Origin of the sequence: Flavobacterium panici (genome assembly GCF_024499525.1) — a bacterium.
GTDB classification, from domain to species: Bacteria; Bacteroidota; Bacteroidia; order Flavobacteriales; family Flavobacteriaceae; genus Flavobacterium; species Flavobacterium panici.
Genome location: NZ_CP100437.1, coordinates 2,355,777 through 2,377,053, shown reverse-complemented (window position 1 = coordinate 2,377,053; position 21,277 = coordinate 2,355,777). Strand labels below are relative to the sequence as shown.

Genomic DNA, 21,277 nt, shown 5'->3' with positions numbered 1-21,277 from the left:
AAAACCACGATATTGCTGCAATTTACCATCAATTCAAAATCCTGAGCGTTTACTGACCATTTTTAGATTTTTTGCAATAATTCTTTTGAAAAATAAATTTCTATTGAAAAACAGAAACTTCATCAGCTAGTTTAAAAGCATTTTTAAGTTCCTTTTCCCATTCTAAAACGCTTTCTGTCGAAGCTCTGTCTGCCTTGTCAAAATAAAAATGCTGTTTGATTTCAAATCCGCAATATTTAAAAACTCCAATATCCGAAGTTAATTCCAAAGCTTTATCCATTCCCATTGCTTCATATTCAGCATTTGATTTTCCGTGAGAATTTACAATAATGGCTTTTTTTCCTGTCAGCAGACCTTTTTGAACGCCCTGATCGTATCGATACGCAAATCCATAACTAAAAACGCGGTCAATGTAACCTTTCATAATGGCGGGCATTCCCGTCCACCAAATTGGGTAAACAAAAATAATCTGGTCTGCCCACGAAATAAATTCCTGTTCTGTTTTGATATCTTCGGCAACTTGTCCCATTCTTTGTCCCTGCATATCCTGCAAAGAGAGAACCGGATTAAAATTGATTTCATTTAAATCGCGAACCACAATTTCTTGTCCTGATTTTTCTAAAGATGCTACGATTGTATTTTTGAAGAAATGGTTTAAACTTGCTTCGTTTGGATGTGCGTAAATAATTAAATTTTTCATGTTTTCTAGTTTTAAAGATTGAACATGACAAATGTATAACGCAGGTTTGGGGAGTAATTGTAAGAAAACGAAATCGGCTTTACTGAGGTTTTGAACTGCAGATGTCGTTTTGAAATTTAAGAAATTTTGTTGGCGAAATATTCATATAATATTTAAAGTCGTGAATAAGCTGGCTTTGATCGTAATATCCGCATTCGTCAACAATCGTTAACCAGTCTATTTTTAATTCGTTTAGAATATTTTTCTGAATTTGATCAACAGCTTTTAAAAACCTTTCATACCGATTGGCTTCTTTAACGGAATAACCAAAAACTTTCTTTTGATTCAATTGAATATTTCTTTCGCTTTGGTTTATCTGCGAAGCAATCGCTTTTATCGGATTTAAATTTTCATTCTGAAAATCATTTAAAAGAGTCGTAATTGCAGTTTGTTCCCGTAAATAAGGTTTGCAGAAATCTAAAATATAATCGACACGTTCTTTTGGATCAGCAATATTCTGAAGTTCTTCCCATAAAACCGTAAAACAGTTTTCATTAATTAAATCATCGGGATGAATGGGCATTGAATCAAAAAGTGCGTTGCCAAAGAATCTGTAAAAAGCATCTTCTTTAAAATTGGCCACTAAAATCTGGGAACCGGGTTCCAGAGTATAATCAAAAGCTTGTTTGATTGGGCCTAAAACAATGCATTTTTCAACTTCCTGAAAAGTATTCTGCTGCGATTTTAAAGAGGATTTTGTTCCGAAGTTAAAAGCCATAATGCTTTGAAAACTTGGCAATAAAGTTTTGGTTATGGGAAATTCTGTTTTATTTTCGGCAAAGTAGAAATGCGAAAAAACAGTTTCAAATGCTGAAGGAACGGCAATTCTGTAATTGTTATTTTCTTCAGCATTTTTCATACTTTATCTTCTAACTTTTTTTAATCCGTTTCTGTATCTAAAAAAATTAAACACATAGAAACATAGCTTTTTAATGTGCTAAAAAGGGAATCAAGAGAAACTCATTTCTCACACATAGTATCTATGTATATTTAGAGTAAGTGAAACGCCTTTTTTAAAGTTACAAAATCTATGTTTCTATGTGTTTAAATTATATTTAACGCTTTTATTTAATAAACTCCGCTTCAAACAAATTAGCTACATGTTTGATAATTTTAGCCTTTACTTCTTCTTCGTCAACTTTTGCTACGCCAAGTTCTACGTTTAAAGAGGTAACGCCTTTTCCGCGAATTCCACACGGAATAATATTATCAAAATAACCTAAATCGACATTTACGTTTAAAGCAAATCCGTGCATGGTAACCCAACGCGAAGCGCGAACCCCCATTGCACAAATCTTACGCGCAAACGGAGTTCCAACGCCAAGCCAGACTCCGGTTTCACCTTCGCTTCTGCCCGACTCTAAACCGTATTCTGCTAAAGTTAGAATCATCGCTTCTTCCAGAAAACGTAGATACTTATGAATATCGGTGAAGAAATTTTCTAAGTCCAGAATTGGATATCCAACAATTTGTCCCGGTCCATGATACGTAATATCACCGCCGCGATTGATTTTATAAAAAGTAGCTCCTTTTGCTTCGAGCTGTTTTTCGTTTAATAATAAGTTTTCAAAATCGCCGCTTTTACCTAAAGTATAAACATGCGGATGTTCTACAAACAACAAATAATTTGGTGTTGGCAAGTCAAGTTCTTCTCTTCTGTTTTTGATTTTTAAGTCGACAATATCCTGAAAAAGTTCTTCCTGATATTCCCAAGTCGATTTATAATCCCGGTTTCCAAGATCTTGAAGTTGAATTTTTGTATTCATTTTAATTATTTTTCAAACTCAACATCAAAGTTAAGTTTGTCAGGATTCTCCATATAATCCGTGAAAGTGTATTGAATTGTAATTGATTTTCTATCGTCGCTGAATAAAGCATTCGGGTTTGATACTTTTTTTATTTTCTTCGGAAAGTGATATTTGATAATATAATTGGATGAAGCAAACATCATTTTAGACATATCTGGTGCCGAATCTTTTTTTACTTCTGCCAGTTTCTGTTTGTCAATTATGGCTTTTCTGGTAAATTTCTTTCCGTCGTAAGTATAACTTAGTTTACTGTTATTGTTTCCAAAATTACTTCCCATTGGATTTGCCGCAGCTGCCCCGCCTTCTAATTTTTGAAGTGTACTTGCCGTTTGCAAAATATCCTGAAGTTCGTTTACGCTTTTAAAATCAGTCTCAAAAGTCATTAAAAACTGTTTTTTCTCAGCGCTCATTTTAGTATGAACTACAAAATTTTCTAGTTTTTTAATTTCCTGCTGTGCTTCGGGAGACATTTTTGCGATGCTGTCTTTTTTATCTGCAAATAATTGTTTGAAGGTAAAAGTAGAATCAATGTCTTTTTTAGCGTCGGCTCCCATCTGACTGCCCACTTGGTCGCCCGCCATTTCCATCAATGCAGAACCATCCATGTCTACAGAGAATTTTCCGGTTCCGTTATCGTTAATATAAATATTTTCAGTGAAAGTACAGCTTGTTAATGTCGCTATTAAAAAAGAAAAACTAAGTAGTTTGTATAATTTCATCGTAGTATAATTTTTTATCAAATATACGAAGACTATTTTATTTAAAGATACTAAGATTCTGAGATTCTAAGGTACTGAGATTGGAGTGTGGTTTTTAATGTTTAACTGGAAAATTGACCACGGATTTTACGGATGAAACGGGTTTACACTGATTTCTTTTTTTACTATTGGCAACTTTGTCAAAGTTTAAAACTTTGACAAAGTTCAGGTTAAACAATAACCTGTGTAAACCCGTTTCATCCGTAAAATCTGCGGGCCATAAAAACTTACTCTAAAACCACTTCTAAATTTGTCATTTCGGGATCTCGTAAACAATCTGAAAACTGAAATTCTAAGGTTAAAGATTTTTTATCAGGGCTGATAATCGCTTTTTCATTTGAAACTGATTTTATCTTTTGAGGAAAACTATATTTTAAAGTGTAAGTCTGTGTTAATTTTAAGTTTCCGTATTTAGATTCATAGTTTTTATATCCGTCTTTTGCTTTTTGGAGTTCATCTGCATTGATAATTGAAACAGAACGTTTAAAAATTTTGCCGTTAAAATCATATGAAATCTTATAATAATGAGTTTCGGCAGTTAATGCGTAATTATTTTGAAGATCGTCTGCATAATCTTCTGTTTTATACAAATCCGGAATTTCTGAAACTTTATCAAAATGAAGCGAAAAAACGCTTCGAAATTCTTTCTCAAACGAACTCTTTTTGAGATGTACTTTTACATTGCTATATTTTTGAAACAGTTTTTGCTCTTCGGGCGTATATTTTAAAAATGTTTCCTTGTATTTTTCAATGTATTCCTTAAAAACATACGTAGTATCTTCAAATACATTTTCACGTCCATACGACTCTCCCGCCAATTGCATGTAGCTATTTTCTTCGCGAAGCTGCTCCATTTTAACATCTCCGCTTCCGTCAGAATTAATGGTTATGGTTTCGGTAATTTGACAGCTTGTTAATAGAATTAGAAATAGAAAGGCTGAGAGGTATTTCATTTTTTTGGGAAGGTTCTGAGGTTCTAAGTTGCTAAGATACTGAGTTTTTTTGTCATTGCGAGGAACGAAGCAATCTCACGATCAAAATCAATCAACGGTTTTCAATCCATCCATTTTTCATTCGTTTTTTATTAATCTTCTCACCCATTTTCCCATTCATTTTAAAGATTGAAATCCAATAAATTGCTATTACAAAAAATCTAAAACCTGCATTCTAAAATCTACATTCTTTTCGTTATCTTTGCACACTTAAAAAAAGAGCACAAAATGGCATTATCAGAACAAGAAATCATCAGAAGAGAAAAACTTCAAAACTTACGCAGTCTGGGAATCAATCCTTATCCAGCTAATCTTTTTCCTGTAAATCATACTTCTAAGCAAATAAAGGAGTCATTTGAAGAAGGTAAGAAGGTTATCGTTGCGGGTCGTTTGATGAGCGTGAGAGATCAGGGAAAAGCTTGTTTTGCTGAATTGCAGGATAGCGAAGGACGTATTCAATTGTACGTGAATCGTGATGTTTTGTGTGAAGGTGACGATAAAACTTTATACAACCAAGTATTTAAAAAATTAACTGATTTAGGTGACTTTATTGGTATTGAAGGAGAATTGTTTACTACACAAGTTGGTGCAAAATGTATTCGTGTAAGCGGATTTACTTTCTTGAGTAAAACATTACGTCCGCTTCCTTTACCAAAAGTGGATGAAGAAGGAAATGTACATGATGCATTTAATGATGCTGAGTTACGTTACAGAATGCGTTATGTAGATTTAACAGTGAATCAACATGTTAAAGAAACTTTCATCAAACGTACTAAGTTATTTAGCGCTATGCGCGGGTACTTTAACGATGCAGGATATCTTGAAGTTGAAACTCCGGTTTTACAGCCAATTCCGGGTGGAGCTGCAGCGCGTCCGTTTATTACACACCATAATTCGCTTGATATTCCGCTTTACATGCGTATTGCAAACGAATTGTACTTAAAAAGATTAATTGTTGGTGGATTTGAAGGTGTTTATGAGTTCTCTAAAAACTTCCGTAATGAAGGAATGGACAGAACACATAATCCTGAATTTACGGCAATGGAAATATATGTAGCTTACAAAGACTACAACTGGATGATGGAATTTGCTGAAGGATTGCTTGAACATTGTGCCATTGCGGTAAATGGAACAAGCGAAGTTACTTTTGGCGAGCACAAAATCAACTTTAAAGCGCCTTATGCACGCGTTACAATGACAGATTCTATCAAACATTTTACTGGATTTGATATCTCAGGAAAAACGGAAGAAGAATTGTTTGAAGCTGCAAGAGGAATGGGAATTGAAGTTGACAAAACAATGGGTAAAGGAAAATTAATTGATGAAATTTTTGGAGCAAAATGCGAAGGAAACTACATTCAGCCAACTTTCATTACTGATTATCCGAAAGAAATGTCGCCTCTTTGTAAAGAACACCGCGACAATCCTGAACTTACAGAGCGTTTTGAATTAATGGTTTGTGGTAAAGAAATCGCAAATGCTTATTCTGAATTAAACGACCCAATTGATCAGCGTGAGCGTTTTGAAGATCAAATGCGTTTATCTGAAAAAGGTGATGATGAAGCAAACGGTGTTATCGATGAAGATTTCTTAAGAGCGCTTGAATACGGTATGCCTCCTACTTCTGGAATGGGAATTGGAATGGACCGTTTGATTATGTATTTAACAAACAATGCTTCTATTCAGGAAGTATTATTGTTCCCGCAAATGCGTCCGGAGAAAAAACAAGCTCAAATTGAACTTTCTGATGAAGAAAAGGTAATCATTACTTTATTGAAAGGAAACGAAAATAAAATGGAATTAGGACAGCTAAAAGTTACGGCTAACTTAAGCGGTAAAAAATGGGATGCGTCTATGAAAAACTTATCGAAACATGGTTTGACTAAAGTTGTCGTTGACGGCGAGTTTAAAACTGTGGAATTGGTGGAGTAATCTTTGTCTTATTTTATTACAAATACAGCCCGATAGGTTTATAACTTATCGGGTTTTTTATTTAAAATTGTATAACCTTAAAAAATCGAATTATGAATACTTTAAAGGTTTATCAGTTTAACCAACTTGAATTAGATATGCTTAAAGAAAGCGAAGAAGATATAAAATATGGCAGAGTTATTTCTCAGGAAGATTTAGACAAAGAAGATCTTGAATGGCTTTCTCAAATATGATATTAACCTCGACAGGAAACCATCGGTTTTTTTTTTATGTCTTATTGTTGTCGAATTAGATTGCGTAGACGCACTGCTGTATGTCTTTACGGAATATCTTTATGTACATTTTTAACAATAATTAATATTCCGTTAGGAATATCTCATCGGTAGAAAAAAAATAATATTGTTTTGGATCGTGTCCCATCGGGACACCTGGTTTTACGAAAATAAAACATCTGCCTTGTTAATCAAATGTTCCTACGGAACATATAATCGCAATTCAAATTTAATTCTACCGATGAGACATTCCTACGGAATGAACTGCTTTTTCTAATAAATTTGACTAAAACGAATACTTCTCCAACTTCTTCTCATAAATATCCAAAACCTTTGTACTTTCTTTTGGAAGATCACCTTTCCATTTTTCCTCAATAGATGGATTTGCTGGATATTTTCCGTTTTTCATTTTTATATGATGAAACAAACCTCCGCTTTTCATTAAAAGATCATAAAAATTTTCTGTTGATGAAGTCGTTACATAAATTGGAAAATCGGTAACGGTGAAATGATTAATTACACTTCCGTCGTTATTTAAAATATAACCCGAACAGCCTCCGCTTCCGCAGAAATAGGAATTGGAGAAACCAACAAAATATTCATTTTTCTTATCGTTATTTAAATCAAAAGCTTCGTAATAAAAGAATCGATCTTCTTTTGTCACTTTGGGAATATCTTTCTTTAATAAAACATTCAATTGTTTTCGAATCAATTCAGCTGCTTTATCATCTTTTGCGGGAGCATTGCTTACATCCGCAGTCCCTCCAATTGTTTTATAAAGTGTATCCTGAACAATCGTTTTAATAATACTTTTTGATTCCGTTTTACTTTGACAAGAATACAATGCCAAAATTGCGATTAGAACTAAAATTTTATTTTTCATAATCTGATATTTTAAATCTACATCTTCCTTTACAACTAATTAAATTACGAAAAATATTCAACAAGCTCATTAAACCAGCTGCGCCGCTTTATTTTCAATATCATTTTGCGTCAATAATGATTTTATATTATTGAAAGTTACCAAAGCAATCTGCGTTAAAGCTTCGTTGGTAAAAAACGCCTGATGTGCCGTTACCAAAACATTCGGAAAGCTCATTAAACGCTGAATCGCATCATCCTGAATAATATCAGCAGAAAGATCTCTAAAGAATAATTTTTCTTCCTGCTCGTAAACATCGATTCCCAAATAACCAATTTTACCTTCTTTTAAGCCTTCAATAACACAGGCAGTTTCAATTAATCCGCCGCGGCTTGTATTGATAATCATAACGCTTTCTTTCATCAAAGCAATCGAATCTTTATTAATAACATGTTTGGTTTGATCGTTTAGCGGACAATGAAGTGAGATAATGTCACTCGATTTAAATATTTCTTCTAAACCAACAAACGAAACGCCATCTTTCACCATTTCCTCATTGGTAACAATATCATACGCCAAAACTTTACAGCCAAAGCCTAAAGCGATTTTCGCGAAAGCTTTTCCAATATTTCCCGTTCCGATAATCCCGATTGTTTTTCCGAATAAATCAAAACCTAACAATCCGTTTAAGGAAAAATTTTGCTCCCGAACTCTATTATAGGCTTTATGCGTTTTTCGGTTTAAAGTTAAAATCATCGCCATCGCATGTTCTGCAACTGCTTGTGGCGAATAAGCCGGAACGCGGCACACTTTTAAATTGTATTTTTTGGCAGCTTCTAAATCTACATTATTAAAACCTGCACAGCGTAGTGCAATGATTTTTACTTTTTTCTCTGCCAATTGTTTAATTACAGCTTCGTTGACAATGTCATTTACAAAGACGCAGACAATTTCTGCTTTTTCAATTAAAATTACCGTTTGTGGGTTTAATTGTGTTTCAAAAAAATCCAGTTCAAAACCAAAATCGGCATTGTATTTATTGAAGAAAGTTTTATCGTAAGGCTGCGTTGAAAAGAAAGCTATTTTATGGTTTGAAAAAGAAGAGTTCATGATAATTTGTTTTTGGATTGCATATATTGGTTTCCTAAAAATAAGAAAATATTTTCAATATACAGGAAAGCCTTGACCTTAAATATTTACATTTCAAAAAGTTAAATAAACAACAATTCAAACAATATTAATTAAACCTATTCAGTTTAATAAAGTCTAAACACTATAACCTTAAAAGAACAAATCATGAAAAAATTATTTATCGCAGCTATGCTATTGATCGGAATAGCAAGTTTTGCACAAGATGCCGACCAAAAACCGGCACGTGAACAAAGAGAAAGATTAACTCCTGAACAACGTAACGAAAAACAATTACAAAAGCTAACTACAGAATTGGGTTTAGATGCAAATCAACAAACGCAGGTAAAACAACTACTGGCTGAAAGAAGCGCTAAAGCAGAAAAATTGAGAGAAACAAGAGAAGCCAGAAAAGACAGCGATGTAAAACCAACTGATGCTGAAAGAGAAGCTTTTAAAAATGAATTAAAAGCAGAAAAAGAAGCAAACGAAGCCAAAATGAAAGCAATCTTAACTGCGGACCAATACACAAAATGGCAATCTTTAAGAGAAAAAAATAAAGAGAAAGCCAAAGACAAAATGAAAGATTACAAAAAAGAAAACAACTAAATATAGTTTACAAAAAGAGGCCATTGTGCCTCTTTTTTATTTTCAAAAATGATTTATGTTTTCCTTAATAGTTTCTGTTAAATAAAAGATAAATCTGACAATTCGATTAAACTTAATAAATCTGTTGATGTCCAATTGCTATAAACCTTTAAAAAAAAACGAAAATGAAAAAATTATTTATCACAGCTTTATTACTCGTTGGAATAGTAAGTTTTGCGCAAGACATCAATCAGAAACCAGCACGCGATCAAAGAGAACATTTAACTCCGGAACAGCGTAATGAAAAGCATTTACAAAAATTAACTTCTGATTTGAATTTAGATAAAAAGCAGCAGGAGCAGGTAAAACAACTTTTGGCTGAAAGAAGTGCTAAAGCAGAAAAATTTAGAGATGCCAGAAAAGACAGTAAAACAAAACCTACAGATGCAGAAAGAGAAGCTTTTAAAAAACAAATTACTGCCGAAAGAGAAGCAAACGATGCTAAAATGAAAGCAATTTTAAATGCGGACCAATACACGAAATGGACGGCTCTAAAAAAAGAGCATGAAGGCCACCGAGGAAAAGGAGATCATAAAGATCATAAAACGCCGCAAGAACGTAATCAGGCACATTTGCAAAAATTAACGACTGACTTAAACTTAAACGCTGATCAGCAAAAACAAGTAAGTGAACTTTTATCTGAAAGAAGTACCAAAATGGAAATGCTTAAAAAAAGCAGAAAAGATTCTGATGCAAAACCAACTGACGCTGAAAGAAAAGCCATGAAAAAACAAATGGAAGAAGATCACAAAGCTGCAGATGCAAAAATGAAATCTATTTTAAATGTAGATCAATACAAAAAATGGACTGCCATTAAAAAAGAGCATAAAGACAAAATGAAAGATCACCGAAAAGATAAAATGTAATTGAGATCAAAAAAAAAGAGGCTTTTTAAAGCCTCTTTTTTGTTTTTATAAACACGGATTTCACAAATTGACACCGATTAACTTGTTGTTGCAATAAATTCCACAAACTAGGCTAAATGAAAATTTGTGAAAATTCGTGAAATTCGTGTTATCCCGTGGGCTTTAAAAACCTCTTTTTTATTATTTAAAATGTTTTCGAAACCTTATCGATCGCATTAATAGTAAAGTCTAAATCTTCGTACGTTAAAGCATCAGTAATAAACCATGTTTCGTATGCAGATGGTGCGATGTAAATTCCTTCCTGCAATAATCCGTGGAAGAATTTTTTAAACGTTTCGTTATCTCCTTTTGCAGCCGTTTGAAAATCGGTAACCGGATTTGCATCAAAGTGAACAGAAATCATAGAACCTACTCTATTAATGGTAAAAACAACATTATTAGCTTTTAAAACTCTGTCGATTCCTGCTTCTAAATAAGCTGTTTTTTCTTCTAAACGCGTAAAAATTTCACGATCAGTATCTAACGCTTTCAACATCGCTAATCCAGCCGCCATTGCTAACGGATTTCCAGATAATGTTCCTGCCTGATAAACTGGGCCAAGCGGTGCTAAATAATTCATTATTTCTTCGCGCGCTGCAAAAGCTCCAACCGGAAGTCCACCACCAATTACTTTTCCGAAAGTTACGATATCAGCATTGATATTATACAATTCCTGAACTCCTCCGCGGGCTAAACGGAAACCTGTCATAACCTCATCAAAAATCAATAAGATTCCATTTGCTGTACACAATTCTCTTAAACCTTCAAGGAAACCTTTTGCTGGCGGAATACATCCCATATTTCCTGCAACCGCTTCAATAATAATCGCAGCAATTTCACCTTTATTAGCTTCGATTAAAGTTTTTACATTATCTAAATCATTGTATTTCGCTAACAAAGTATCTTTTGCAGTTCCTTCTGTAACTCCTGGGCTGTTTGGCGAACCAAAAGTTACAGCGCCGCTTCCCGCCTGAATCAAAAATGAATCAGAATGTCCGTGATAACAGCCTGCAAATTTTATTATTTTATCTCTTTTTGTAAATCCGCGAGCCAAGCGAATCGCGCTCATACAAGCTTCTGTACCAGAATTTACAAAACGGATTTTATCAATATTCGGAACCATAGAAACAGCCAAAGCTGCGATTTCTGTTTCCAGTTCTGTTGGCATTCCAAATGAAGTTCCCAGTTTTGCTTTTTCGATTACTGCATCAACAACCGGCTGATAAGCGTGTCCCAAAACCATTGGCCCCCAAGAGTTGATGTAATCTATTAATTTGTTTCCGTCTTCATCATACAAATAAGCACCTTTGGCACTTTTTACAAAAATTGGAGTTCCGCCAACCGCTTTAAACGCTCTTACTGGTGAATTTACTCCTCCCGGAATTACTTTTTCTGCTTCAGCAAAAAGCTGACTACTTCTTTTATATAACATTCTTATTTTAGATTTTAGAATTCAGATTTTAGATTTAAACTGAAAACTTATTTTTGGATTATTAGATTATTTCAAAACCAGACTGAAAACTGAGACTGCGACTGAAAACTTATTACTTAACCTTCAACCTCTGCCCTATTGAAATCGCATTATCGGTTAGATTATTTTTTTGTTTTAAATCATCAACTAATAAATTGAATTTTTTTGAAATTGAATATAACGTATCTCCTTGCTGTACTTCGTACAAATTAGGATCATTTGAATTTGAATTTGAATTTGTTTTAACCGGAGTTGGGCTTTTAGTTGGGCTTGAAGTTGTTTTACTAATTGGCGTATAATTTTTTCCGGTAACCTGACAATCGTATTGATGCAGATTATAGCGCTCAATATAACTTATTAATTTATCGGGATAATTAGGATCTGTTGCGTAACCTGCCGCTCGCAAACCTTTTGCCCACGATTTATAATCGTCTTTTTCGTAAGTAAATAAAGTCGCATATCTGTTTTTTCCAACTAAAAATAAAGCATGATCGCGGTAAGATTCTGCCGCTTCGGGATATTTTCTAAAACATTCCTGCGCCGAATCATCATCATGACGAACACTTTCTCCAAGCCAGTCTTTATGGCATTTAATTCCAAAATGATTGTTCGCTTCAAGCGCTAAATCTCCTTTACCAGCACCCGATTCCAAGATTCCCTGCGCCAAAATAATACTAGCAGGAATTCCGTACGTTTTCATGTTTCCCATTGCAATATCTTTGAACTGCAAAATGTAATTATTGATTAAATCGCTGGTTACAACTGTTTTTGAAGTAGATTGAATAACCTCAGTTGTATTATTTGTAGAAGGATAATTTTTAACTGCTGGTTTGCTGTAGACTGGTTTTTTCGTCGTCGCTACTCTTGGCTTTTGAACCGTCGTTTTTTTCGTTGCAGCGACAGCTGGTTTGCTTGACGAACAGCTTGCCAAAACTAGTATTGTAAAGAGCAGTACAATTTTTTTAATCATTTTTTTTAAGTATTGGTAATTTTTTCTGCTTCAACTTTATATTCATTCCTTCAATTCCCTGTAATCCGCCGGTGTGAATGAGTAGTATTTTTGAATGTGCAGGAAAATAATTTTTGTTGATTAAATCTATAACGCCAAAAACCATCTTTCCTGTATAAATTGGATCTAAGGGCACTTTTGTTTCTTCAAAAAAACCATTGATAAATTCGATTAATTCCAAATTTATCTTGCCATAACCTCCAAAATGATAGTCAGAAATTAAATTCCAGTTATCTTTTTTTGCAAAAATACGAATTTCATCGGTTAAAAAGTCACCTTTTAACGCCGGAAAACCCAAAATTTTCTGATTTTCCTTAGCACTATTTATTAATCCGGAAATTGTTCCGCAAGTTCCTACAGCGCAGCAAACGTAATTAAAAACCGAATCTTCATCGGTTAAAATCTCTTCGCAGCCTTTTACGGCGAGTTCGTTTGTTCCGCCTTCGGGAACTAAATAAAAATCGCCAAACTTATCTTTTAGCTTTTCTATATAGGAAGTTTCACTTTTTAAACGATATTCTTCGCGAGAAACAAATTCAAATTGCATTCCGTTTTCCTGAGCGAATTTTAACGTTGGATTTTCTTCTATTTTATCAAAAAGTTCATCGCCGCGAATAATACCGATAGTTTTAAAACCCTGCTCTTTTCCGGCAAAAGCTACTGCCGCAATATGATTAGAAAATGCCCCGCCAAAAGTCAACAAAGTTTCCTTATTTTCGGCTTTCGCCTGAAGTAAATTGTACTTTAATTTTCTGAATTTATTACCCGAAACAAACGGATGAATTAAATCTTCGCGCTTTATTGTCAAAGAAATATCATTGGGAAAATCAATAGAAATATGTTGATTGAAAACTGGGTTCATTTTAATAAAGTTCAAAGTCGAAAGTGATAATTCATATTTTAATATCTTTAAAGCTTAAAGCTTAAAGCCTATTGCTTATTGCTTACTTTAATGTAATGTAGAAACTGAAAAAAGGATCGGTTTTTTAAATATGTAAAATCGGCTTCTTTGGCGTAAGCTTCTCTTTCAAAACTGATATTTCGATAGGCCAATTCTGCATTTTTATATTGAAGTAAGCGAATTAAATATTCCAGAAAATACCAGACAAAAAACGGAATTACTAAAAGTTCTAACTGCTGTCGCAAATGTATTTTTTCATGATTAACAAAAACTGCATTTGCTTTATCAAAACCATATTTTACAATCACAAACGGAAATACAGCCATTCCGCGATATCCTTTCGGAATTAAATATTTGGCAACAATCAGAAACATTGGCTGTAAAATTTATAAATTTGTAGCTATAAAATTGTTCGATTTCAATAAAATCATAATCAAATATTTATATTTTTGATTTTTAAAGTTACCGAAACACGAACGCGAAGCAGATTTATGAAAGAGCAAAGTAATGAAAATAAATTAATCGAAGGCGAAGATTTTTACTATACACCCGAAGGTTACAAATGCTTTACTGAAAAACACCATTTAAAAAGAGGTTATTGCTGTAAAAGCGGCTGCCGTCATTGTCCGTACGGTTTTGATAAAAGAACGGGAGAAATCAGAAAATCAAATCCCAAATTTTAAATTCCAAATTCCAAATTCCAAATTCCAATCTAAAATCTAAAATCTAAAATCTAAAATCAACAATCTAAAATATCATATGGATATCCATTCAAGAAAATTCAGGATTAAAATCCACAAGTCTTATCACAGGTCGGATATCCGTTATCCCTAGTTTTTTAATTAGAAAATGTGCCAATTTGAAAATTAGATAATTTTAAAGAAATCCAAATTCCAATTGCACTCAATTGAGTGTTGGTGCATTTAAAGTTCCATTCGGACAACATAATTTAAAAAACAAAAAATTAATCTGTTGTTAATCTAACAAAACTAACTTAGCAACTCAGCATCTTAAAAAATGACTTTCAAAGAACAAATACAACAAGGAATTCCAAATATATTACCTCAAAAAGCAGTGTACGATCCGGCTATTAATCACGCTCCGAAAAGAAAAGAAATTCTTTCGGCAGAAGAAAAAAAGCTGGCTTTAAAAAATGCATTGCGTTATTTTGATCCAAAACATCACGCTGAATTAATTCCTGAATTTTCAGAAGAATTAGAAAAATACGGACGTATTTATATGTACCGTCTTCGTCCGAATTACAGAATGTATGCGCGTCCAATTGATGAATATCCGGGAAAATCATTGCAGGCAAAAGCGATTATGCACATGATTCAGAATAACTTGGATTATGCTGTGGCACAACATCCGCACGAATTGATTACGTATGGCGGAAACGGAGCTGTTTTTCAAAACTGGGCACAATATTTATTGACGATGCAGTATTTGTCTGAAATGACAGATGAGCAGACTTTAACGATGTATTCAGGACATCCGATGGGATTATTTCCTTCGCATAAAGAAGCACCGAGAGTTGTGGTTACAAACGGAATGGTGATCCCAAATTATTCTAAACCGGACGATTGGGAAAAAATGAATGCGCTAGGAGTTTCGCAATACGGACAAATGACAGCGGGAAGTTATATGTACATTGGCCCGCAGGGAATTGTACACGGAACTACGATTACTGTTTTAAATGGTTTTAGAAAAATAAAACAAAATCCGGAAGGAAGTTTATTTGTAACTTCTGGTCTTGGCGGAATGTCTGGCGCTCAGCCAAAAGCCGGAAATATTGCCGGATGTATTACGGTTTGTGCCGAAGTAAATCCGAAAATTACAAAAATCCGTCACGAACAAGGATGGATTAATGAAGTTGTGACTTCTACAGATGAATTAGTTGCCAGAGTAGCTTTGGCGAAAGCCAATAAAGAAACGGTTTCGATTGCTTATTTAGGAAATGTGGTCGACGTTTGGGAACGTTTTGATCAGGAAAACATCAAGATTGATTTAGGTTCAGATCAGACTTCACTTCATAATCCGTGGGCTGGAGGTTATTATCCGGTTGGGATTTCTTTTGAAGAAGCAAATGATTTGATGGCAAATAATCCGGATTTATTCAAAGAAAAAGTACAAGAAACGTTACGCCGTCACGCAGCTGCTATTAATAAACATACAGCAAAAGGAACTTACTTTTTTGATTACGGAAATGCATTTTTATTGGAAGCTTCTCGTGCCGGTGCAGATGTAATGGCCGAAAATAATATCGATTTTAAATATCCTAGTTATGTTCAGGATATTATGGGACCAATGTGTTTTGATTACGGATTTGGGCCTTTTAGATGGGTTTGTACTTCGGGAAAACCAGAAGATTTACAAAAAACAGATACCATTGCAAGTCAGGTTTTAGAAGAATTAGCGAAGACTTCTCCAAGTGAAATTCAGCAGCAAATGCAGGATAACATTAAATGGATTAAAGGTGCGCAGGAAAATAAACTGGTTGTAGGTTCTCAGGCAAGAATTCTTTATGCTGATGCTGAAGGAAGAATTAAAATTGCCGAAGCTTTTAACCAAGCGATTGCAAAAGGTGAAATTGGCGCTGTTGTTTTAGGACGCGATCATCATGACGTTTCCGGAACTGATTCGCCTTACAGAGAAACTTCAAACATTTACGACGGCTCTCGTTTTACGGCCGATATGGCGATTCAAAACGTAATTGGAGACAGTTTTAGAGGAGCAACCTGGGTATCAATTCACAACGGCGGAGGAGTTGGCTGGGGAGAGGTTATAAACGGCGGATTTGGTATGGTTCTTGATGGTTCTAAAGAGGCTTCAAAGCGTTTAGCATCAATGCTTTTTTGGGATGTGAACAACGGAATTTCAAGAAGAAGCTGGGCCCGAAATGACGAAGCTATTTTTGCTATAAAAAGAGCGATGCAAGTCGAGCCTTTATTAAAAGTAACTTTACCTAATATTGTTGACGAAAGTCTGCTTTAGTTAAAGATTTTATCATAAACGCAATGTCATCCTGAGCGAAGTCGAAGGCTTGTAAGCAAAAAAGGGGCTTCGACTTCGCTCAGCCTGACAAACGTAAAAGTTGCTTTTATGATAAAACAACCAGAACAAGAACATTTAATTCTAATAATATGAAAACATTCAAGTTAGTTCCGATTTTTCTGCTTTTGATACTTTCATCCTGCAGCAGTGTTACTGTTTATTCTGATTACGACAAAAATGTCGATTTTGCGCCTTATAAAACTTATGCTTTCTTTAAGCCCGGAATTGACAAAGTTGAGATTTCAGATTTGGATAAAAGACGTATTCTTCATGCCATTGATAATGAAATGGCGGCAAAAGGTTTCACAAAAAGTGATAATCCTGATTTATTAGTAAACATTTTTACTAAATCGAGAGAACAAGTAAATGTAAACCAATTTAGTGCTGGCTGGGGTTACGGCTGGGGCTGGGGTTGGAATCCTTATATGATGTACGGCGGTCAAACTACTGTTTCAACTTCTACAGAAGGAACTTTATACATTGATTTAATCGATGCTAAAAAGAAAGAAATGATTTGGCAAGGTGAAGGTTTAGGTACTTTGACTAAAAACGTTGATAAAAAAGACGAAAAAATTGCTGAGTTCGTAAACAAAATTTTAGCGCAATATCCGCCGGTTAAAAAGTAGTTTTCAGTCTCGGTTGTCAGTTTTCAGCATTTAGTTTTTTACAGAAAACTTCAAAACAGCTTTAACTACTTCGAAAAAAATAAGTACATTTGTTACTCTATCAGTTAAAAATGAAAAACTTTAATAACATTATTATCGCGATTATCAGCATTATTGCAATTCAGCAATGATGGAGAGGTGTTATATAAATAAGTAAAATATAATTTATAAAAACCTCCCACATCGGGAGGTTTTTTTATTTTAAAAAAGATTTTTAAAACCGAATATTTTTTTGCCACAGATTAAAGAGATTATAAGGATTTTTTAATCTGTGGAAATCCTTATAATCTGTGGCAAAAAAAATAAAAAACAAACATTATGAGTTTATTTAACGAAGTACTTAACGCAAAAAAGCAGCTTGAAAATGTAGTTGCCGCGACGCCTTTAACCCAAAATTTAAATCTTTCAGACGAGTTTAAATCGACTATTTTATTAAAAAGAGAAGATTTACAAATTGTTCGTTCGTATAAAATCAGAGGCGCTTATAACAAGATTTCTACGTTAAATGATAAAGAAAAAGCAAACGGAATTGTTTGTGCCAGTGCAGGAAATCATGCGCAGGGTGTTGCTTATTCCTGTAATCTGCTGCATATAAAAGGGAAAATTTACATGCCTAAAACAACTCCAAAACAAAAAGTAAAACAAGTACAATTGTTTGGAAAATCGTTTGTTGAAATTGTTTTAACCGGAGATACTTTTGATGATGCTTACGGATCGGCAACGGCAGATGCAATTAAAAACCATAAAACATTTATTCATCCTTTTGATGATGAAAAAGTAATTGCCGGACAAGGAACTGTTGGACTTGAAATTTTGGAAAGTTATACAAAACCAATCGATTATGTTTTTGTTCCGATTGGCGGCGGCGGACTGGCTTCTGGTTTATCTGAAGTTTTCAGGCATTTAAGCCCAAATACTAAAATTATCGGCGTTGAACCAAAAGGTGCCCCTTCGATGAAAACTTCCATTGAAGAAAATAAAAATACACCACTGAAAACGATCGACAAATTTGTAGATGGCGCGGCTGTAAAACAAGTTGGCGATAAAACTTTTGAAATCTGCCGTTATAATTTGGAAGATATTATTCTCGTTCCAGAAGGAAAAGTGTGCACGACCATTTTAAGATTGTACAATGAAGAAGCCATGGTTGTTGAACCTGCGGGCGCTTTGACCATTGCAGCTTTGGATTTTTACAAAGATAAAATTAAAGGTAAAAATGTAGTCTGCGTAGTGAGCGGAAGTAATAATGACATTGAAAGAACCGCCGAAATAAAAGAACGTTCTTTACTTTATGAAGGTTTAATGCATTATTTTATGATTCAGTTTCCGCAGCGTCCCGGAGCTTTAAAAGAATTTGTAAATAACATTTTAGGGCCGGATGATGATATTACTTATTTTCAGTTTGCTAAGAAAAACAGTCGCGAAGTTGGTTCTGTTATTGTTGGTTTAGAATTGAAAAAGAAAAAAGATATTCTGCCTATCAAAATGAAAATGACGCAATACGGATTTGAATTTCAATATTTAAACGATAATCAGGATTTGTTTACACAATTAATTGGATAAAAAATAAAAGGCTGCCTAAAAATTAGACAGCCTTTTAAACATCAATATAAAATTACTAATTGAATTCTCGATTTGTAATTATTGCTTTAATATTTTTTTAGAATAAGATCCCTGACTATCCGTTACTCTTACTACATAAACTCCTTTTGGAAGTCTTGAAATTTCGATTTCTGTTTGATTTCCTTTTACAAAGTTTATGTTCTTCTTCAAGATGTTTTGTCCCGCAATATTAAATATTGCTACATCTGCGCTTCCTTCATGATTGGTATCAATTTTTAAATAATCGTTTGCCGAATTAATGAAAATTGCCATATCGTTTGTGCTTTCACCATCTTCTGTTATTGTCAAAACTTTTTTTGCTGTCGATTCAACCTGAACAAACTGCCATTGCTGATTCAGTCCGCCCGTGTAATCCCAAACCTGAATGTTAGCTCCGTTTGCTGTAGAAACATTTTCGACATCAAGAGATTTGCCCGTATTTACATTGGTAACTTTATAATATCCACCGCCAAGACTTGCAACTGTCCATTTAAATTCATTAGAGCTAGAGAACGTTTTTTGCTGTACTTTCAATCCATTTGCAGTTCCGTTATTTTCAACTGCCAAATACATTCCGGTTGATTTTACAATAATGTAATAATTTCCTGCTCCGTCAGAAACAAATTTCCAGCGCTGATTATTTCCGCCGCCGCCTGTTACATCATATTGCTGTATTCTTCCGCCGCTTGCAGTTGAATTATCTGCTACATCCAGTCCTTTATTACTATTTCTTGAAATAATATTATAATACCCCGGAAAACCAGTTGGAGGTGGTGTTCCTGCTCCCCACGTAAATGTAACTGCTGATGATCCCGGAACTGTATAATTAAATGCAGATGATCCTGAAACTACTTTTATGGTATTTGATCCTCCGGAATTGTAAATTACAAGTGCAGTTGAGCCATCAGGGTTTTTGAATCCAACTGATAAAATGCTGCCGTTTGTACTTGAAGAACCAATTCTTACTGCACCCGGTTTTACATATTTAGAGATTTGACCAATAATATAAAAAGCCACATTTTTAGTATAACTTGTACTATTATTTACTGTAATAGCACCTAAACAAGTATTACATCCGCCCGGAGTTCTTGGCCCTAAGCTTGAGTTGTTAGCAGCGTTCCATTCTAAAACAGTTTTCGACCAGTTGTTTGTACTTCCAATAACAACGTTTTGCATGTGCCAGCCAAAATCTCCGCCAAAACTTCCGCCAGAACCTGTGTATTGTTCTGTGAAATAAACGTTTTTGTTTGTTTGCGTTTTTACAGTTGACATTGCTGAGATATTTCCTAAATACAAGTGAAATGCCGCTCCGTCAACATAACTGCTGTTGTTTAAAACATCAATTGGATATGCTGTATTATCGCAGTTGTGATCAAAAGCAATAATTTTGACACCTCCGTATCCAGCTGCAGCCAATTGAGGTCCAAGTTGTTGATTGATAAAATTCTTTTGTTCTGTAGAATTCATCAGCATACTTGGTTCGTTGTTTGGATTTTCTGGTTCGTTTTGCGGCGTGATTCCCCAAATCGGAATTCCCTGCGCCTGCATTGCTGCAATGTATTTTACAAAATATCTTGCATAAGCAGCATAATATTGTGTCTGCAGACTTCCGCCAATCCAGGAACCGTTGGTTTTCATCCATCGTGGCGCTGACCAAGGTGTTGCTAAAATTTTAATGTTTGGATTAATCAGCTGAATCTTTTTGATAATCGGAATCAGATATGTCAAATCCGGTCCGTTTAAACTAAAGTTATTCATATTAGTATCTCCGGAAGTTTCGTTATAACTATAAGAAGAATTACTTAAATCTGAAGCTGCAATACTAATACGAATTACACTTGCGTTTAATCCTGTATTAGGATTATACAAATCATTCAATAATTGGTTTTGCTGTGTTGCTGCCATTCCGCTGATTACTTCGGCACTTCCTTCGGTAAGAGTGTAACCAAAACCGTCCATTGTTTGGTACGTTATTCCTGCATTAACTGTAACTGTAGAAGGATTGGTTCCTGAGTTTGTTCCGAAACTTACAGTTGCCTGTTGTTGTAATAATCGCGTTTGATCACCTGATGTTATAAAAGGTGTAACCGTCTGTGCATTTGTTTTGGTAATAAATAAAAGCATTATAATAATGACTTGTGTCATAAAAGCTCTTACTCGGTTTGTAGGTTTTTGAGTAATTTTGTGCATCTTTTTTGTGGTTTTTGTGGTTTGTTGATAGTTAAATTTTTCTCATTTTATTATGATTATTTTTATTAAAACGATTCAAAAATATATCAATTTTCACGAAATCGTTATAATTACAACTTTACAAATACACATCATTTGTAAATATTACCTTAACAAAAACACATCTTTATTTTTTATAAATAATTAAAAATCAATTATTTAAAATATTAAAAACCATAAAAAACTTACATTTAAAATTCAGTATTTACAAAAATTTAAAAATGAGTAATTTAATTATGGTTTTTGATTCCAAAATACAACTTATAATTATTTCATAAATGACAAATATCATGGATCGAACC

At 34.1% G+C, this 21,277-nt stretch carries 20 protein-coding genes; 8 read left to right on the top strand and 12 right to left on the bottom strand.

Annotation, left to right across the window (positions count from 1 at the left end; genetic code table 11):
- Nucleotides 1-100: 100 nt before the first annotated feature.
- The 5 genes from NLJ00_RS10455 to NLJ00_RS10435 form a co-directional block, all read right to left on the bottom strand.
- A complete protein-coding gene (locus NLJ00_RS10455; protein ID WP_256637133.1) occupies nt 101-700 on the bottom strand; it encodes an NAD(P)H-dependent oxidoreductase in 600 nt (199 codons plus the stop codon).
- 79 nt (nt 701-779) lie between these two features.
- Entirely contained in the window at nt 780-1,598 is an 819-nt protein-coding gene (locus NLJ00_RS10450) for a helix-turn-helix domain-containing protein (protein WP_256637132.1), read from the bottom strand.
- 205 nt (nt 1,599-1,803) lie between these two features.
- Entirely contained in the window at nt 1,804-2,505 is a 702-nt protein-coding gene (gene lipB, locus NLJ00_RS10445; protein WP_256637131.1) for a lipoyl(octanoyl) transferase LipB, read from the bottom strand.
- A 5-nt stretch (nt 2,506-2,510) separates the two neighbouring features.
- Nucleotides 2,511-3,266 (bottom strand): hypothetical protein, encoded by a 756-nt coding sequence (locus NLJ00_RS10440; RefSeq protein WP_053472323.1) that lies wholly within the window; start codon nt 3,264-3,266, stop codon nt 2,511-2,513.
- Nucleotides 3,267-3,532: 266 nt separating this feature from the next.
- Nucleotides 3,533-4,258, bottom strand: a complete 726-nt coding sequence (locus NLJ00_RS10435) for a hypothetical protein (protein ID WP_256637130.1) — start codon at nt 4,256-4,258, stop codon at nt 3,533-3,535.
- A gap of 267 nt (nt 4,259-4,525) precedes the next feature.
- Between NLJ00_RS10435 and lysS the strand changes: the two genes are divergently transcribed.
- Together lysS and NLJ00_RS10425 are read left to right on the top strand one after the other, a co-directional pair.
- Nucleotides 4,526-6,229, top strand: a complete 1,704-nt coding sequence (lysS, locus tag NLJ00_RS10430) for a lysine--tRNA ligase (RefSeq protein WP_256637129.1) — start codon at nt 4,526-4,528, stop codon at nt 6,227-6,229.
- A gap of 92 nt (nt 6,230-6,321) precedes the next feature.
- Nucleotides 6,322-6,462 (top strand): hypothetical protein, encoded by a 141-nt coding sequence (locus NLJ00_RS10425; protein WP_180858536.1) that lies wholly within the window; start codon nt 6,322-6,324, stop codon nt 6,460-6,462.
- 325 nt (nt 6,463-6,787) lie between these two features.
- Here the strand turns inward: NLJ00_RS10425 and NLJ00_RS10420 are convergent, their stop codons facing one another.
- Together NLJ00_RS10420 and NLJ00_RS10415 are read right to left on the bottom strand one after the other, a co-directional pair.
- A complete protein-coding gene (locus NLJ00_RS10420; protein ID WP_180858538.1) occupies nt 6,788-7,384 on the bottom strand; it encodes a hypothetical protein in 597 nt (198 codons plus the stop codon).
- A gap of 69 nt (nt 7,385-7,453) precedes the next feature.
- A complete protein-coding gene (locus tag NLJ00_RS10415) occupies nt 7,454-8,473 on the bottom strand; it encodes a 2-hydroxyacid dehydrogenase (RefSeq protein ID WP_256637128.1) in 1,020 nt (339 codons plus the stop codon).
- A 186-nt stretch (nt 8,474-8,659) separates the two neighbouring features.
- On the opposite strand from NLJ00_RS10415, the gene NLJ00_RS10410 reads away from it, so the two are divergent.
- Nucleotides 8,660-9,100, top strand: a complete 441-nt coding sequence (locus NLJ00_RS10410) for an SPFH domain-containing protein (protein WP_256637127.1) — start codon at nt 8,660-8,662, stop codon at nt 9,098-9,100.
- A gap of 164 nt (nt 9,101-9,264) precedes the next feature.
- A complete protein-coding gene (locus NLJ00_RS10405) occupies nt 9,265-10,005 on the top strand; it encodes a hypothetical protein (RefSeq protein WP_256637126.1) in 741 nt (246 codons plus the stop codon).
- 184 nt (nt 10,006-10,189) lie between these two features.
- Here the strand turns inward: NLJ00_RS10405 and hemL are convergent, their stop codons facing one another.
- The 4 genes from hemL to NLJ00_RS10385 all read right to left on the bottom strand — a co-directional run bounded on the left by hemL (nt 10,190) and on the right by NLJ00_RS10385 (nt 13,799).
- Entirely contained in the window at nt 10,190-11,476 is a 1,287-nt protein-coding gene (hemL, locus tag NLJ00_RS10400; RefSeq protein ID WP_256637125.1) for a glutamate-1-semialdehyde 2,1-aminomutase, read from the bottom strand.
- A gap of 112 nt (nt 11,477-11,588) precedes the next feature.
- Complete coding sequence (locus NLJ00_RS10395; protein WP_180858546.1) at nt 11,589-12,485, bottom strand: glucosaminidase domain-containing protein; 897 nt, start codon at nt 12,483-12,485, stop codon at nt 11,589-11,591.
- Complete coding sequence (locus NLJ00_RS10390) at nt 12,478-13,386, bottom strand: 1-aminocyclopropane-1-carboxylate deaminase/D-cysteine desulfhydrase (RefSeq protein ID WP_256637124.1); 909 nt, start codon at nt 13,384-13,386, stop codon at nt 12,478-12,480. The genes NLJ00_RS10395 and NLJ00_RS10390 overlap by 8 nt, the downstream gene beginning before the upstream one ends.
- Before the next feature lie 68 nt (nt 13,387-13,454).
- Nucleotides 13,455-13,799 carry a hypothetical protein gene (locus tag NLJ00_RS10385; protein WP_180858550.1) on the bottom strand — a complete coding sequence of 115 codons (345 nt, stop codon included), beginning with the start codon at nt 13,797-13,799 and terminating at the stop codon, nt 13,455-13,457.
- A 117-nt stretch (nt 13,800-13,916) separates the two neighbouring features.
- Between NLJ00_RS10385 and NLJ00_RS10380 the strand changes: the two genes are divergently transcribed.
- From NLJ00_RS10380 to ilvA, 4 genes are all read left to right on the top strand, one after another.
- Complete coding sequence (locus NLJ00_RS10380; protein ID WP_053470521.1) at nt 13,917-14,108, top strand: DUF5522 domain-containing protein; 192 nt, start codon at nt 13,917-13,919, stop codon at nt 14,106-14,108.
- Nucleotides 14,109-14,442: 334 nt separating this feature from the next.
- Nucleotides 14,443-16,419 carry a urocanate hydratase gene (locus NLJ00_RS10375; protein ID WP_256637123.1) on the top strand — a complete coding sequence of 659 codons (1,977 nt, stop codon included), beginning with the start codon at nt 14,443-14,445 and terminating at the stop codon, nt 16,417-16,419.
- Nucleotides 16,420-16,568: 149 nt separating this feature from the next.
- Nucleotides 16,569-17,105 (top strand): DUF4136 domain-containing protein, encoded by a 537-nt coding sequence (locus NLJ00_RS10370; RefSeq protein ID WP_053470523.1) that lies wholly within the window; start codon nt 16,569-16,571, stop codon nt 17,103-17,105.
- Nucleotides 17,106-17,462: 357 nt separating this feature from the next.
- Complete coding sequence (gene ilvA / locus NLJ00_RS10365; RefSeq protein WP_180858554.1) at nt 17,463-18,707, top strand: threonine ammonia-lyase IlvA; 1,245 nt, start codon at nt 17,463-17,465, stop codon at nt 18,705-18,707.
- Between the two features lie 78 nt (nt 18,708-18,785).
- On the opposite strand, the gene NLJ00_RS10360 is transcribed toward ilvA, so the two are convergent.
- Nucleotides 18,786-20,936: an RICIN domain-containing protein gene (locus NLJ00_RS10360; protein WP_256637122.1), complete on the bottom strand. Its 2,151-nt coding sequence runs from the start codon at nt 20,934-20,936 to the stop codon at nt 18,786-18,788.
- Nucleotides 20,937-21,277: the final 341 nt, after the last annotated feature.